The following is a 16,002-nucleotide window of genomic DNA, read 5'->3' on the forward strand; positions in this document are numbered from 1 at the left end:
TATGAGAAAAGCATTATCAGTAGTTTTAGCATCCGCCATGGTTCTCTCCCTGGCAGCCTGTGGTTCCAAGACGTCGGAGGCACCGGCAACCACGGCAGCACCGGCAGAGACCACTACGGCAGCGCCGGCCGAGACGAAAGCGCCGGAGACGGAAGCTCCTACGGAGGCGATGGAGGAGCCGCTTACATTGAATGTAGCTTACATGCCAAACTACGGCAGCCTGTGGTCTGTCATGTCAACCATTGACAAGGGATATTTTGAGGATGCCGGCATTACCGTCAATCTGGTAGAGTTCGCGGACGGCCCGACCATCATCGCGGCAATGGAGTCCGGAAGTATTGATTTGGGCTTTATCGGACAGGGCGCTCATAAGCTGTGTATCAACGGCCAGGCCAAAATCTTTGCACTGACCCAGATTTCCAACGGAGACGCTGTGATTGGCGGCCCTGGTATCACAAAGGTGGAAGATTTGAAGGGCAAAAAAGTTGCCTACTCCTCAGGAAGCTCCAGCGAGGACATTCTGTTAAATGCACTGACAAGCGCGAACATGACAATGGATGATATCACGGCAGTGGATATGGATGCATCCGGTATTGTGACGGCTATGATTTCCGGTGGCGTGGACGCATGTGCTACCTGGTCACCAAACAGCTTAAAGATTCTGGAAGAAGCCAAAGATTCCACAAAGCTCTGTGATAACCTGACCTTCTCTGACAAGACCGTTTCCCTGGGCAGCTGGATTTGCATGTCCAAGTATGCAGAGGAACACAGAGACAATGTGCTGAGATTTACAAAGGCATTATACAAAGGTATGGATTACGCGGCTGACGACCATTTCGACGAGACCTCCAAGGCAGTGGCGGCTCAGGTTGCCCAGGATTATGATACCGTTTACGCACAGAGAGGCGATGCTGACTGGCTGACTGGCAAGGAAGTGTGCGAGGGCGCGAAGGACGGCACCGTAGAGAAATATTATGAGATTCAGAAGCAGAACTTTATTGCAAACGGCGCAGTGACCGTTGACCCGCCGGTAAGCGATTATGTAATGCTTGACATTATGGTAGAAGCAGGCGAATAAGAAAAGAGGTAGTGCAGGTGAATGATTATACCGAAGCCTTCTACGGCCATATCACCAAGATGCTGGATGATATTTACCGCGGTGAGGATAACAAGATAACTGAGGTGTCGGCCGCTATGGCAGGGTGCATTATGAACGGGGGAAATGTCTTCGTATTTGGTCCCGGGCACGCAGGCATCGTCACGGAAGATTTCTTTTACCGGGCCGGTGGGCTGGCAGTGATTAACCCGCTGTTCAATCCCTGTCTGGCGCCTACAATCCGGCCGATAACCCTGTCCACGGACACGGAGGTTCTGCCGGGATTTGCCACCAATGTGTTGAAGGAGAGCCCGTTGAAAGCGGGGGACTTCCTGCTGATACATTCCGTGGCGGCTAGAAACCCCATTGTGGTGGAGATGGCTATCAAAGCAAGAGAGATGGGGATTTTGGTGGGAGCCATTATCAGTGAAAAGTTTGCCCACAGCGTCACCAGCAAGGACCCGTCGGGGAAAATGCTGTATGAGGTGGTGGATGAAAAGCTGATCATAGACAACCACGGGGATATCGGAGATTCCAGCATTGATATCGGCATGAAACAGAGGGCGGTGTCCACATCGTCCATCACAGGCACCTTTATCGTGGCCAATATCGTGCTGAATATCTGCAAGATACTCCAGGAGAACCATGTGGAACCGCCTGTATTTGCCAGCTCCAACATTGACGGAGGGGCGGAGATAAACGACAGGCTGCTGAAGGAATATAAGGACCACATTTTCTATATGTAGCCACCTGGATTTGCATCATTTTTTGTGAGACGGCCACGCATCGACATACAGTTGCGCGGCCGTCTCTTTTGCCCTGCAAACCTACACAAACGTTTGAGTAAAAAAGTAGCAAATTTTCCCTGAATTATGGTAAGATAGAGTTAGAAAAAACTATGAGAAACCGGAGTTTACACAGTTCAGAAAGGAGTAACAAACGTGGCGGAAAATGTATTGGTGGTTCACGGCGGTGGACCTACGGCGGTGATTAATTCCTCGCTCTACGGAGTGCTGGAGGAAGCGAAGGAAAGCGGGCGGATTGGGAAAGTCTATGGGGCCATAGGCGGCAGTGAGGGGATCTTGAAGGAGCGGCTGCTGGACCTGATGCAGTTTCCGGAGGAGAAGCTGCAGCTGCTGTTACAGACCCCGGCCACGGCCATCGGCTCCTCCCGGTATGCGCTGGAGCAGGAAGACTATGAGGCCATGGTGGACATTTTCCGGAAACATGAGATTAAGTACGTGCTGCTCAATGGTGGCAACGGCACCATGGATACCTGCGGGAAGATTTATGAGGTGTGCAAGGATGCGGGAATCTGCGTGGTTGGGATTCCCAAGACGATTGACAATGATATCGCCATCACCGACCACACGCCGGGGTTCGGCAGTGCGGCCAGATATATCGCGGAGACCACCGCGGAGGTGGGGGCGGATGTGAAGGCCCTGCCCATTCATGTGTGCGTGATGGAGGCCATGGGGCGGAATGCCGGCTGGATCACGGCGGCGTCAGCATTGGCCAGAAAGAAACCGGGGGACGCGCCTCATCTGATTTACCTGCCGGAGCGGCCTTTTAACGAGGAGGAGTTCCTGGAGGACGTGAAACGGCTGTATGAGGAGAAGGGCGGCGTGGTCGTGGTGGCCAGCGAGGGCCTTAAGAACGGGGACGGTGAGCCGATTGTTCCCCCTATCTTCAAGACCGAGCGGGCGACCTACTACGGGGATGTCAGTTCCTACCTGGCCAACCTGGTGATTCAGAAGCTGGGAATCAAGGCCAGAAGTGAGAAGCCGGGCATCTGCGGGCGGGCTTCCATCGCGCTGCAGTCTCCTGTGGACCGGGAGGAAGCGGTGCTGGCGGGGCGGGAAGCCTTAAAGGCGGCCATGAACGGCGAGAGCGGCGTGATGGTGGGCTTTATCCGGGATGAGACGGAGGACGGCTCCTACCGGATGCATGTGGAATTGATTCCTATTAAAGAAGTGATGATGTACGAGCGGATTATCCCGGAGGAATATATCAATGAGAGGGGCAATGACGTGACGGATGCATTTGTGAAATGGTGCAAACCTCTGATTGGCGGAGAACTGAAGGATATGATTGATTTTAAGGAATATTATGAGGAGAAAGAAGGAGGGAGCAGATGAAACACATTTTCTTGAACTTGAAACGGTTTGACATCCCGAAGGAGTATGGCGGGGTGAATTCCATTGCGCCTATGGGGGAGTGGGGCAGCTATATCGTGAAGAATACCCAGGAGGCGCTTAAGAACTATGAGGGGGATGACGTGGAGTTTGCCATGTATTTCCCGGAAGCCCATCTGATTCCGGCGGTTAGCGCGCTGTGCGAGAACAGCCCGGTGGCGGTGGGCTGCCAGAGCGTGTACCGGGATGACACGGCGGTGGGAGGCAATTTTGGGGCATTTACTACCAACCGGACGGGCAACGCGGCGAAGGCCATTGGATGTACGACGACGATTATCGGGCACTGCGAGGAGAGACGGGACAAGGCCGGAATCCTGGCGGAGGCCGGTGTGACAGATACGGCAGCGGTGAACCGTCTGTTGAACCAGGAAATCAAGGCGGCGGTGAAGGCCGGACTGCGGGTGCTGTACTGCATCGGGGAGTCCGACCAGGAGCAGGACAGATGGCAGGAGGTGCTGAAGGAGCAGCTGGAGACCGGGCTTGACGGGGTGGACAAATCTATGGTAACGATTGCCTACGAGCCGATCTGGGCCATCGGGCCGGGCAAGACACCGCCGGATAAGGATTATATCACCATGATTGGAACCTACGTGAAAGAGGTGACCGGAAACATGGATGTGGTGTACGGAGGGGGCTTGAAGGTGGATAACGCCGAGATGCTGGCTTCCATTCCGGTGATGGACGGCGGACTGATTGCGCTGACCAGATTCCAGGGGGAGATTGGATTTTATCCGGAGGAATATCTGGAGATTATCCGGACCTATATGGGGAAATAACGAAAAAGGAGAATTGACTATGAAAGTATCATTTGAATATGGACAGGGACTGATGACGGCGGAACTGCCGGATTCCACAGACATTTTTATTCCGGGTGAGACTGTTCCGGACCCGCCTTACATCCCGGAGGACCAGCTGGTGGAGAAGACGCTGGAATCCATCCGCAATCCCATGGGGATGGAGCCGCTTTCTGAGCTGGCCCATAAGGGTTCCAAGGTGACCATCATTTTCCCGGACAGGGTGAAGGGCGGAGAGCAGCCGACTTCCCACCGGAAGATTTCTATTAAACTGATTCTGGAGGAGCTTTACGCGGCTGGCGTGGAGAAGAAGGACATTCTGTTGATCTGCTCCAACGGCTTACATAGAAAGAACACGGAAGCCGAGATTAAGGGCGTTCTGGGGGCGGAACTGTTTAATGAGTTCTGGTATACCCACCAGATTATCAACCACGACAGTGAGGATTACGACCATCTGGTAGACTTGGGAACCACGGACCGGGGTGACCCGGTTATCATGAATAAATATGTGTACGACAGCGACGTGGCGATCTTAATCGGCCACACCCAGGGCAACCCGTACGGCGGCTATTCCGGCGGCTACAAGCACTGTGCCACGGGAATCACCCACTGGCGTTCCATCGCTTCCCACCACGTGCCGGAGGTGATGCACCGGAAGGATTTCACACCGGTCAGCGGCAAGTCCCTGATGAGAACCAAGTTCGACGAGATTGGACAGCACATGGAGAAATGCATGGGCAAAAAGTTCTTCTGCTGTGACGCGGTTCTGGACACCAAGTCGAGACAGATTGAGATTAACAGCGGCTATGCGGCGGTAATGCAGCCCAAGTCCTGGCAGACGGCCGACAAACGGACCTATGTGCCGTGGGCGGAGAAGAAGTATGACGTGATGGTATTTGGCATGCCCCAGTTCTTTCACTACGGGGAGGGCATGGGCACCAACCCGATTATGATGATGCAGGCGCTGTCCGCCCAGGTGATCCGCCATAAGAGAATCATGAGCGACAACTGCGTGATTATCTGCGCGTCCATCTGCAACGGATATTTCCACGAGGAGCTGTGGCCTTACCTGCCAAAGATGTATGAGATGTTCCAGCATGACCAGATGAATACCCTGCCGGATATGAACCGGTACGGCGAGTATTTTGCAACCAACGAGGAGTATATCCGCCAGTACCGCTACTGCAACGCCTTCCACCCCTTCCATGGATTCTCCATGATCAGCTGTGGACACATTGCGGAAATGAACACGTCAGCCATCTACATCTGCGGCGCCCAGGAGCCTGGATACGCGAGAGGCATGGGGCTGAAGACGAGGGCTACCATCGAGGAAGCGCTGGAGGATGCCAAGAAGAAATATGTTGGACCGAACCCGAATATTCTGGCTCTGCCACTGACCTTCAAGACAGCGGCGGTTCATCTGATGATGAAGGACGACGTGTACGAGGGAAAGGGCAATGAGGACTGCGGGTGCGCGGGACATATGCATCATCACGGATAAGAAGGTAAAACCATAGGACGATAGATTGTATCACGGGAGCAGGCCGCAGGCCTGTCAATCAGGAGGTGTGTGCAATGGCACAGGAATATTATCAGTACAACAAGGAACAGCTGCTGGCCAATCCGAAGCTGCCGCTTATCTGCATGGCGGATAACAGCCAGGTGTTTGAGACGATGGCGAAGCAGATGGTGGAGGAGATTGAGGACCACAACGCGAAGGGGGAGAAGACGGTGTTCATCTGCCCGGTGGGACCGGTGGGCCAGTACCCCTATTTTGTGGATATGGTGAACGGGCGGAATATCAGCCTGAAAAACGTGTGGTTTATCAACATGGATGAGTATCTGGATGACGACAAACACTGGGTATCCATGGAGCATCCCTTAAGCTTCCGGGGCTTTATGGAGCGGACGGTGTACAGCAAAATCAAACCGGAGCTGGTGATGCCGAAGGAGCAGAGAGTGTTCCCGGACCCGGAGAATATTACCTACATCCCGGAGCTGATTGAGAAGCTGGGCGGCGTGGATATCGCCTTCGGCGGCATTGGCATCAACGGACATGTGGCCTTCAACGAGGCGGACCCGCTGCTCTCCAACCAGGAATTCCTGGCGCAGAAGACCAGAGTCCTTCGCATCACGCCGGAGACCAGAACGGCCAACGCCATCGGAGATTTTAACGGCGCCCTGGAGGATATGCCGAAATACTGTGTGACCATCGGCATCTATGAGATTGCCCACGCAAGGAAAATCCGCCTTGGCTGCTTCCGCAACTGGCACCGCGCAGTGGTGCGGAGAACGGCCTACGGGGAATCCACAGCGGAATTCCCGGTGACCCTGCTTCACAATCATCCGGATATCACGCTGACTTTTACGGACTATGTGGCGGCGCTGACAGACTGACGGCGCCCCCCTGATAAGAACATAAAAAGAGAGCCTCCTGGGTAAGGAAATCCCAGGAGGTTCTCTTTTGTATGTCAGTTTTCATTTTTTCGGATAAAGTTGTGGAACACGGACAGGGCGCTGGCACCGATGGCGCCGTCGGTCTGCCGGTAGGGCAGAATCTCCGCGTTGTTCACGTATTTGGAATCCACAAACAATAGCTGCCGCTCGATGATGTTCATCAGCTCCCGGCGGATGTCCTCGTTCTGGAACAGCTGTCCGTGGAGGAATATCTTGCCCGGATTCATCAGAATCGCCACGTTGGAAATGCTGATGCCCAGATATTTGAGGGCGTCCGTGATGTAGCGGCCGATGGCGGCGTCCCCCATGGAGTAGGCCGTGGTGATGTGCTGGATGGTCAGCTCCTCCGGCGTGTCCACCATGTTGTGGAGAATGGTGTCGGCGGTGTTCTGGTAGAGCAGTCTTGCGTATTTTAACAGCCACCGCTCGCTGGCGATGGTCTGGAGGCAGCCGTATTTGCCGCACTCGCAGGGCTGGCCGTCCGCCTTGACGATGGTATGTCCAATCTCGCCGGAGACGTAGTTGTTGCCGAGAAAAAGCTCCCCGTCCGTCACGTTGGCGCAGAACATGCCGAGGCCGATGTGGAAGAAGGAGAAGTTCTCCGGGGAACTGCCGGGGGAGAACAGATACTGGGCCAGGGCCATGCAGCGGGCGTTGTTTTCCATCACCACCGGATAGGGAAATGCCCTGCGGATGGTGTCGGAGTCAAAGGACTGCCACACCGTATGATTGCTGATGAAATGCCTGGATTCCTTGTCCATATGGCCGGGAACGGCGATGCCGATGCCGATGATGCGCTCCGGCGGCAGCTGGCAGCTGTCCAGAAGATTCTGAATCTGTTCGATAATCTCCTCGGTGATGCGGGGAGGGAGGGACTCGTCAAATGGCCGCTCGCTCTGGCAGATGCAGGTTCCCTTCAAGTCGGTGATGCAGGTGACCAGGGCCTTCTGGGTGAATTCCACGCCGATGCTGTACGCGTAGTCGGGAACCATGTCGATGAGAATCCGTTTTCTCCCGGAGGAACCCTCCCCGGAGTCCGCCTCCCCCAGCTCCCGCACCATGCCGTCGGCGATCAGTCCGTTGACAGTCAGGGTGACGGTGGCCGGAGTGATGTCCGCGTCCTCGGCGATATCGGTTCTGGCGATGGGGGCACAGCGGAAAATGCATTCCAGAATTCTGTTTTTATTGGATAATTTCTTGATTTTGGGACGGTACAATCGAATCACGCTCCATGTCATGTTGGTTCGGTGGAGAAGCCGGTGTATTTGCCGGCGACTTCGCCGATGCGGTAGACATCCAGCACGTCCTGATACCGGGATTCGTTCTCACAGATATAGGTGTGAAACGCCTCCCAGGCTTCCCTGGCCTGCCGGTTTCCGCCTCCGCTTAATTCATATAAGGCTAAGGTTAATCGTACCCCATAACCATTGTGGTAGTCAAGTAAATCCCAGTAATATTTTTCCAAATCACTGTTTGCCCGGTGGTTTTTAATGGTTTCCTTAAAATGCTCCAGGACGGCCAGGGCTTCCTTCATGGACTGGTGGACGTCCTCACGGATTCGCGGACCCTTGCCGTTAAAGTAGTCGCAGTCATAAAGCTTTGACAGGGTGGTGAGATATTCCAGCACACGCCGGTATTCCGCTCCGTAGGCGTGCCTGAAATAGTCGTCAGCCAATTCCTCAAACGTAATCTCCGGATGGGAGAGCGCCATCCCCATGACGTAGTTGGGGAAGCCGTTTGGGAGGGCGGCCCGCAGCTCCTGACAGCTGATATAGCCATCCATGTGGAGAACGCCCAGATTGTGGATATCCCCGTATATGGTCCTGGCGATTCTCAGATAGCTGATATCCCCATAGTGGGCCCGGCCAAGGGGGTAGTCGTAGACGAAACTGTCGCCGTGAAATACCTTCTGCCACCGGGACAGAAAGGCCAGATTCTCCTCCAGGGTAGTAGGCAGGTCTATTCGGTTGCGCCGGTAATCCGGGATAGGGCCCTCCGGCATATGGTCCGGGTAGGACTCCATAAATACACGGCTGATGGGGGCGAACATCAGCGTAAAACGTTTCTCGTTTTGAAGTTTTTCCTGCAACGGCGTCCACAGCAATTCCTGGTATATCAGGAACACGATTCTGGTCTCCAGGCCCTCGTTAGTCAATGCCTGGTCAATCAGGTTTAACAGGTGGACGTACTGGTCCGCCAGGGTGGTTTTCTGGCATTCCTCACACTCGCAGATATTGTTGCACTCGTCGGCCAGCCAGATGTGGAGATAGTCCACCTGGGGATTGGCTTTGGCGTAGGTGATAACCCGCTCCACAAAGGAGGAGATAACCTCACCGCAGGAGTAGCAGAGGTTGGTGTTCAGCGGAATGTTGTGGAACAGCTGGCGTTTGCCGTCAAGCTGGGCCAGATACCGGCTGTTTTTCGCAGCCGGGGCTTCCATCCAGCCGCAGGATGGGTAGCCGGCCACCTCGCAGGTCCAGCCGTGGCCCACCCGGTGGTGGAGCAGACTGCGTGTTTCCAGCGCCTTTGTAATCAGGGCGTCATAGCGGGCCGCGATCTCCGGGGAGAATGACTCCTCTTTGAGAAGCGGATTCCCCTCGTGGCAGTACCAGCGCTCCAGAAAGGTGTAGGGGAGCTGGAACTGTACGAAGAAGCAGTTGAAACCGGCTTTCGGCATCCACTCGATGAACGAGAGAATGTTGTCGATGGAGCAGGCGCCCTCCAGACAGATGCCGCGATGGCGGAAGGGGGCCGTATACTGGACGCTGGCCGCCAGCTGGCTCCGGGAGGAGATGGCCGGAATAAACTCATGCCGGCTTCCCGGCTGAAGAAACCGGAATCCGATCTGCCGCAGATAATCATAGACGCCTAAGAGGACGCTGCGGGGATTGGAGCCGGTGATGCTGCCGCCATGTTCTTCTATTAAGATGGAGTAACTGTCATCCAGGAAGGGGTCCCACCATGATGGAGGAGCCGAGATACCGATGTCTTCCTTAATAGAAAGCGATACCGGACCGTCCAGGGACACCTTCAGGCGCTCCAGATAGGACTCCAGCTCCTGGGCGGCGTAGATAAGAGTGGGATGTTGGTTATAAATAATAATTTTGTTTTTCATATAAAAGGACCTTTCTTCTCGGATTATTGGGAAAAGTTAAAAAAATATGGGTCTAATTAATTATAATATATAATTTATGATACCAGAAAGCAGAACCAGGAAGATATGGGTAAAATCACTAAAAATAGAAAAATATCTTGTCTATAATCCATAAAAACAAAAAATATTGAGGGAAATGCTTGTAATATTTGGCGAGTAATGATATGATTTCCTCAGACACAAACACGGACAATTAATTATAAAATAAAATCAATTAAAAGTGAAAAACAAGCAAACAGAAAAACCAAACGGAAAGGAAGTATCTCATTGAAAACGAATCTGAAGAAACGGAATGAGCTGAAAATCGGTATCTGGTGCTGGGTGTTCATGATTCCTGCCACACTGCTGTATGTCATGTTCCAGGGATATCCCATTATCACCAGTATCTTCTATTCCACGCTGGACTGGTCGGGCATGACATCCAATGCCGTCTTTGTCGGGCTGGACAATTTCAAACAGCTGTTTCAGGATAAATATTTTCTGAACGCGGTGCTCAACAGCTTCAAGTACATGCTGCTCTGCGTGCCCATCCAGCTGGCCACATCCCTGGCGCTGGCCTACATATTTAACAGTGTCATCAAGAAGGGGGCCACCGTATTTCGGACCATCTTCTTTCTGCCGGTTATCACAACGGCTTCCATCGTCGGCATTATCATGATGTTCATCTTTGGCGGAACGGGCTCCATCAACCAGTTTCTGGGGCTGTTCGGGTTCAAGGCGGTGAACTGGCTGGGAAATGCGAAGACAGCTCTCGGCGTGGTGGTGCTGGTAGGCGTGTGGAAGGATGTGGGTACCTACATGATTTACTGGCTGGCGGCGCTGCAAAGTGTGTCCCAGGACGTCTACGAGGCGGCCATGATTGACGGGGCAGGCAAGTGGCAGACCTTCAGCAAGGTGGTATTTCCACTGATCCTTCCGACCGGCGGCGTGATTGCGGTTCTCTGCGTCATCAGCTCCCTGAAGGTATTTGACTTGATCCAGACCATGACCAACGGAGGCCCCTTCTATGCCACAGATGTGGTTGCCACCTTCGTGTACCGGACGGCCTACGCCAACTCCTCCGGTATGCCGAGACTGGGATACGCCAGCGCGGCGGCCATGACTTTCGGAGTCATCGTGGTGGGAATCGGCGTGATTGGCAACAGCGTGAAATCGGCGCTGGCCAGCAAGCGGAATGTCTAGGAGGTGGAGAAGATGAAGTTAAAAAAGATAACACCTGTTCAGATGATAATGTACCTGGTTCTGGCACTGCTGGCCTTCGTCTTTGTGTATCCCTTTTTGTGGATGCTGTCGGCCTCCTTCAAGACCCAGAGCGAGTTCTTTGCAAGCGGGCTGAACCTGATACCGGAATCTTTTAAATTTGACAACTTTGTGAGAGCCTGGAACAATGCCAATTTCGCGGTGTATTTCAGAAACTCCATTATTGTGACGCTGTCAGTTGTGGCGATTGTGCTGATGGCTACCTCTCTGGCCGGCTACGTGCTGGGGCGGTATGCATTTCCGGGGAAGAAACTGATTATGGGAATTTTCCTGGCAAGTACCACGATACCGCTGGTATTTACCATTATCCCGGTGTATGAGCTGTTGAAAAACATCGGGCTGTCACAGAACCTGCTGGGACTGATTTTGGCGGAGTCCGGCGGCGGTCATGTGATATTTCTGATGCTGTTCTCCAGCTATTATCAGACCATCCCCAAGGAGATGGAGGAGGCGGCTACCATCGACGGGGCGGGATTTTTCCAGACCTATGTGAAGGTCATGTTCCCGTTAGCCAAGCCGATTATGGTGACGGTGGTTATCATGCAGTTTATCTGGACCTGGAACTCCTTCCTGCTTCCGTTGATTGTGACCCTGAATAACCCGAAGATTCGTACCCTGGCGGTGGGCCTCTATGCGCTCCGCGGGGAAAATGTGGTAGACTGGACCGGTATTGCGGCCGGCGCCAGCATTGCAATTGTTCCCGTAGTTATCATCTTTATTGCCCTGCAGAAATACTTTGTTGACGGTATTGCAGGAGCGGTCAAGAGTTAATAAACCATTTAGTATAAGGAGGAAAATGTTATGAGAAAATCAGGCAGAGGTCTGGCGCTTGTACTGGCGTCAGTCATGACCATGGCGTCACTGGCAGGCTGTGGCGTCAACGTATCCAGCAAGGATGACACGGCGGCTGCGACAGCACAGACCACGACGGCAGCGGGGGAGACCGTTGCCACGAAAGAGGGCGAGAAAGTGACCCTGAAGGTGGTGGACTGGAGTGACAGCACCAAGGAGAGACGCGAGGCGTTTCACAAGAAATTCATGGAGGAGAACCCGGATGTAACCATCGAGTATACTGTCCTGACCAGCGACCAGTTTAAGGAGACGGTGATTTCCGCCATCAAGGCTGGTAACGCGCCGGATTTGTTCCCGATTCCTTCCGGCATGAAGCTGAGCTCCGTGGTGGATGAGAACTGGTTTATGCCCATGAATGAGTATGTAGGAGAGGATTTCTTGAATTCCTTTGGCGCGGGCGCCCTCAATGAGGGGATTACGACCCTGGATGGAAAGGTGTATGTGCTTCCGGAGGCGGCCAACATTATCAATACGCTGATCTTCTACAACAAGACGGTGCTTAATGAGGCAGGGATTGACGAGAACAGTCTGCCAAAGACCTGGAGTGAATTCCGCGAGGTGTGCAAGCAGGTGACAGAGGCCGGCGGCGGCAAGTTTTATGGCATGATTGACAGCGGCGCCCAGGCCAACCGTCTGGAGCTGGAACTTCGTTCCCTGGCCAGTACGGCAGGTGGAAAATGCAGCGACATTTCCCAGATTATCATGGTGGACGGGGAGAATACCCTGAACTCTGAGGCGATGGTGAAGGCCTTTGATTTCTTTGATACGCTTGTGAAGGATGGCAGCATGCATCCGGATTCCGTGACCTTAAAGGCGCCGGAGGCGAGGGCGCTGTTTGCACAGAATCAGGCGGCATTCCTGGTACAGGGAGCCTGGTGTATCTCTACCTGGAGAAAAGATAACCCGGATCTTGATTTCGGCGTGATGGCGATGCCGGTGCCGGATGACGGCGCAAAGGGCAAACTTCCCTATGTGGGCGCCCAGCCGTGGATGGGAATCTCTGCCAACTGCGCACACCCGGACGTGGCGGCGAAGTATTTAAAGGCGCTGTATTCCGAGGATTATCAGGCCGGTCTTGTGGAAGACGGCGGATTTGTATCGGTCATTGATTCGGTGAACCAGACGGCGATGACGGACGATGTGATGCTGGAATACTACAAGCTGAACCAGGAAGCGGCCGCTCTCGCTCCGGACCCGATTGTGGCGAAGCCGGAGACAGCTCTGGTGTACGGCGAGGTTTCCGCCATCTCCCCAAGCATGGGTGAGATTGTGCAGGGCGTGCTGGCACAGAGTGTGGACTACAAGGCGGAACTTGCCACTCTGGCGGAGAATACGCAGAAAGAGTGGATGAGAGCCATCGACGCGGTGAAGGCGTCGGGGGTGGATGTGTCTGCGGAAGATTTTGAGTTTAAGAACTGGGATGCGATGAAGAACTATACGGCTGATATGTATGAGAGCCGGTAGGCGGATGCAGATAAAAAGCCGCAGATAAAAAATTAAAAATTAAGCGTTGCGAATGACGTGCGTTTTCGGAGGTAAAAATCCGGGGACGCACGTTTTTTGTGATATATGGCCGTTGAAGCGGCCGCGCTTTGGCGAGAGAGTCTGACCTGACAGACTATTTATTATGTGGTGTTATATCGTACAAGAAATGTGGAGGGGATGTGTGGTAGAATATAGTACTTTAAGATTAGAAAAAGAAACGGAAAAACGCAACGAGTGGCCTGAGTGAAGGAAGAGAACTTGTGATGAAACAGGAGGGTGTTGATTATGAGGAGAAAACGAAGAATGGCTTATCTGGTTTTGGCGGCAATGCTGGCGGGGATGATGCCGGCGTCAGCGTTTGCTGAGACGGAAGTGGCGATTTGCGAAAATCATCAGGAGCATGATGGGGAATGCGGGTATGTGGAAGGTCATTCATGTGGGCATCTTGAGCATACGGCGGACTGCTATACTGGCGAGCTTGTTTGCACGGTGGGGGAGGAGATCGCCACCGGAAGTGACGCGGACCTGCCGCATGAGCATACGCAGGAGTGCTATGGACTGGACTGCCCTCATGAGCGCGGGGAGCATGACGCTGGCTGCGGCTTTGTGGAGGAGCAGCCATGCGGGCATGTCTGCCAGCTCTGTGCCCCGGAAGAGGAGAAGGAGGAGGAGAACCTGCTTGTGCCGAGAAGTACATATGGTATCGGTGATATCACGGGGAGCGGTTACTCTTTTGATGCGGTCAGCGGGGAACTGAGCATTTTCGATAATGATGGCACCCAGAATTGGAAGAACGATACCAGGATTAACAAAGACGATGTAACGTCTGTTGTGCTGGGGGAGGGTGTGACACAAATTGAAACTGAGGCATTTATGAATTGTATCAACCTCGAGCATGTGGAATTTCCAAGCGGGTTGACAGATATCTTGAGTTTTGCGTTTTCTGGCTGCAAGAAACTGGAACTGACTTCGCTTCCCAACAGTGTAACTAAAATAGGAAACAGTGCATTTATGGGTTGTAAAAAGCTGGAACTAACTGCCCTTCCAGATAACCTTACGGCTATCAATGAGCGGGCGTTTATTGGATGTACCATGTTGAAACTAGCTGCACTTCCTGACGGTGTCACATCCATTGGAAGTCATGCATTTTATGATTGCGTGAATCTGGCGCTGACGGAACTTCCGGAGAGTATAACTTCCATTGGAATGGCAGCTTTTTGGGAGTGTAAGAATCTGGCATTGACGGATATTCCAGGCAAGGTGGCTTCCATTGGCGAAAATGCATTTTCAAAATGTACCGGTATAAAGTCACTGACATTTTCCAGGACTGCTGCGCCGACAGCGGGGACAAATGCATTTAGAGACATTTCGGTTCTCTTTGTGCCATATAACGGCACGGGTTATGATGGAGCGAACTGGCCGGCAGAGAAGGTGGTGTATGGCGCGGCGCTCTCCGATTTGAGCATCCATGAAGGGACTCTGGCCCCGACATTCTTTCCTGGGACCTACGTTTACAATGTTTCCGTGGCGGAGGATGTGGAGAGTGTGACGCTCACCCCGACTGCCCATGCATCGGAAACGATTGCCGTAAATGGAACTACCGTGAGCAGCGGTGATACTTCCGGGCAGATTGCCTTGAGGGCCGGCGGTATCACAACCATACCGGTGGTTGTGAAGAACAGCGGTGTGGACGTCCGAACCTATTCTATTCGTGTGAAACGGGGAGGGTCCGGCACAGTCCTGGTGACCGGGGTGACGCTGGATAAAACCACCCTGACGCTCTACACGAACCAAAACCCCGGCTTCGCAGTGCTGACTGCCACGGTAGAGCCGGAGGATGCCACGGACCAGACCGTGAGCTGGTCAAGCAGCAATCCGGCCGTGGCAAAGGTGGACGGCAATGGCCGGGTGACGGCGGTGTCACCGGGTTCCGCTATCATCACGGTCACTACCGCGGACGACGGCAGAAAGGCTTCCTGCACCGTCACAGTGGAAACTGGGGGCTCCACCGGCGGTGGGGGCAATCCTCCCAGCAGTTCTTCCGGCAGTAGCAGTTCTTCCAGCAGCACCAGCTATATCCGCCGCGTCCTGACGGACAAAGCATCCGGAATAACAGTGGCCGGAGACAGGATTCATGAAAATGCTGTCCTGACCGTGAAGGCCGGTGAGATGCACGGCGCCGGTGACGTGGGCTGTGATATCTTGAGAATGGCGCAGGCTGGAGGACATGTGCTCAGCGACTATGAAATCACACTTTCTCATGTATTTCTGGGAAAGGTGAAGGTTTCCATTCCGGTGGAAGGCCGGGACGGACAGACGCTGACTGTGGCTCACTGCATCAACGGCAGACTGATTCTCTCCGACGTGACGGTAAGTAACGGCCTCGCAGAGTTGGAGGTCGAGGAACTGTCCCACTTTGCGGTACTGGATGGCGTCTATACCGTGGATACCTTGACGGCTCCCGCGGCCCCGGCGGCCAATGTGGGGCAGACCCGGCGCTACCGGGTGCAGAAAGGGGATACACTCTCTGCGGTAGCCAAGAGATACAACAGCACGGTTGCGGCTATTGTGAAAGCCAATCCAATCATTAAGAATCCCAATGTCATTCTTCCTGGCTGGGAGATTGAGATTCCATAAAGGTAATCATTTATTTCTGAGGGCGTCATCTTCTTTGACAGGAGGTGACGTCCTTTTTCTATTTTTTTTCTA

General features: G+C 53.6%; 12 protein-coding genes. 10 read left to right on the plus strand and 2 right to left on the minus strand.

Features of this window, described 5'->3' with window-relative positions; all coding sequences use genetic code 11:
• Position 1: 1 nt before the first annotated feature.
• From HMPREF9473_RS17550 to HMPREF9473_RS17575, 6 genes are all read left to right on the plus strand, one after another.
• Positions 2-1,078 carry an ABC transporter substrate-binding protein gene (locus HMPREF9473_RS17550; protein ID WP_006781532.1) on the plus strand — a complete coding sequence of 359 codons (1,077 nt, stop codon included), beginning with the start codon at positions 2-4 and terminating at the stop codon, positions 1,076-1,078.
• A 17-nt stretch (positions 1,079-1,095) separates the two neighbouring features.
• Positions 1,096-1,842, plus strand: a complete 747-nt coding sequence (locus tag HMPREF9473_RS17555; RefSeq protein WP_006781533.1) for a sugar isomerase domain-containing protein — start codon at positions 1,096-1,098, stop codon at positions 1,840-1,842.
• A 195-nt stretch (positions 1,843-2,037) separates the two neighbouring features.
• Complete coding sequence (locus HMPREF9473_RS17560; RefSeq protein ID WP_006781534.1) at positions 2,038-3,234, plus strand: 6-phosphofructokinase; 1,197 nt, start codon at positions 2,038-2,040, stop codon at positions 3,232-3,234.
• Entirely contained in the window at positions 3,231-4,067 is an 837-nt protein-coding gene (locus HMPREF9473_RS17565; protein ID WP_006781536.1) for a triose-phosphate isomerase family protein, read from the plus strand. The genes HMPREF9473_RS17560 and HMPREF9473_RS17565 overlap by 4 nt, the downstream gene beginning before the upstream one ends.
• Positions 4,068-4,086: 19 nt before the next feature.
• Positions 4,087-5,586, plus strand: coding sequence for a lactate racemase domain-containing protein (locus tag HMPREF9473_RS17570; RefSeq protein WP_006781537.1), 1,500 nt, complete (start codon positions 4,087-4,089; stop codon positions 5,584-5,586).
• Between the two features lie 74 nt (positions 5,587-5,660).
• Positions 5,661-6,482, plus strand: a complete 822-nt coding sequence (locus HMPREF9473_RS17575) for a hypothetical protein (protein ID WP_006781538.1) — start codon at positions 5,661-5,663, stop codon at positions 6,480-6,482.
• A gap of 74 nt (positions 6,483-6,556) precedes the next feature.
• On the opposite strand, the gene HMPREF9473_RS17580 is transcribed toward HMPREF9473_RS17575, so the two are convergent.
• Entirely contained in the window at positions 6,557-7,780 is a 1,224-nt protein-coding gene (locus tag HMPREF9473_RS17580) for an ROK family transcriptional regulator (RefSeq protein WP_006781539.1), read from the minus strand.
• Positions 7,777-9,657, minus strand: a complete 1,881-nt coding sequence (locus HMPREF9473_RS17585; protein ID WP_006781540.1) for a DUF4838 domain-containing protein — start codon at positions 9,655-9,657, stop codon at positions 7,777-7,779. The genes HMPREF9473_RS17580 and HMPREF9473_RS17585 overlap by 4 nt, the downstream gene beginning before the upstream one ends.
• Before the next feature lie 366 nt (positions 9,658-10,023).
• Here HMPREF9473_RS17585 and HMPREF9473_RS17590 point away from each other — a divergent pair, with 366 nt between their 5' ends.
• The 4 genes from HMPREF9473_RS17590 to HMPREF9473_RS26445 all read left to right on the plus strand — a co-directional run bounded on the left by HMPREF9473_RS17590 (position 10,024) and on the right by HMPREF9473_RS26445 (position 15,930).
• Positions 10,024-10,878 (plus strand): carbohydrate ABC transporter permease, encoded by an 855-nt coding sequence (locus HMPREF9473_RS17590; RefSeq protein WP_080568903.1) that lies wholly within the window; start codon positions 10,024-10,026, stop codon positions 10,876-10,878.
• Positions 10,879-10,890: 12 nt separating this feature from the next.
• Positions 10,891-11,727, plus strand: coding sequence for a carbohydrate ABC transporter permease (locus tag HMPREF9473_RS17595; RefSeq protein ID WP_006781542.1), 837 nt, complete (start codon positions 10,891-10,893; stop codon positions 11,725-11,727).
• Positions 11,728-11,757: 30 nt separating this feature from the next.
• Positions 11,758-13,272 (plus strand): ABC transporter substrate-binding protein, encoded by a 1,515-nt coding sequence (locus tag HMPREF9473_RS17600; protein WP_006781543.1) that lies wholly within the window; start codon positions 11,758-11,760, stop codon positions 13,270-13,272.
• 306 nt (positions 13,273-13,578) lie between these two features.
• On the plus strand, positions 13,579-15,930 hold the full coding sequence (locus HMPREF9473_RS26445) for a leucine-rich repeat protein (protein WP_006781544.1): 2,352 nt from the start codon (positions 13,579-13,581) through the stop codon (positions 15,928-15,930).
• The last annotated feature ends 72 nt before the right edge of the window (positions 15,931-16,002 follow it).

The organism is Hungatella hathewayi WAL-18680, assembly GCF_000235505.1.
GTDB classification, from domain to species: domain Bacteria; phylum Bacillota; class Clostridia; order Lachnospirales; family Lachnospiraceae; genus Hungatella_A; species Hungatella_A hathewayi_A.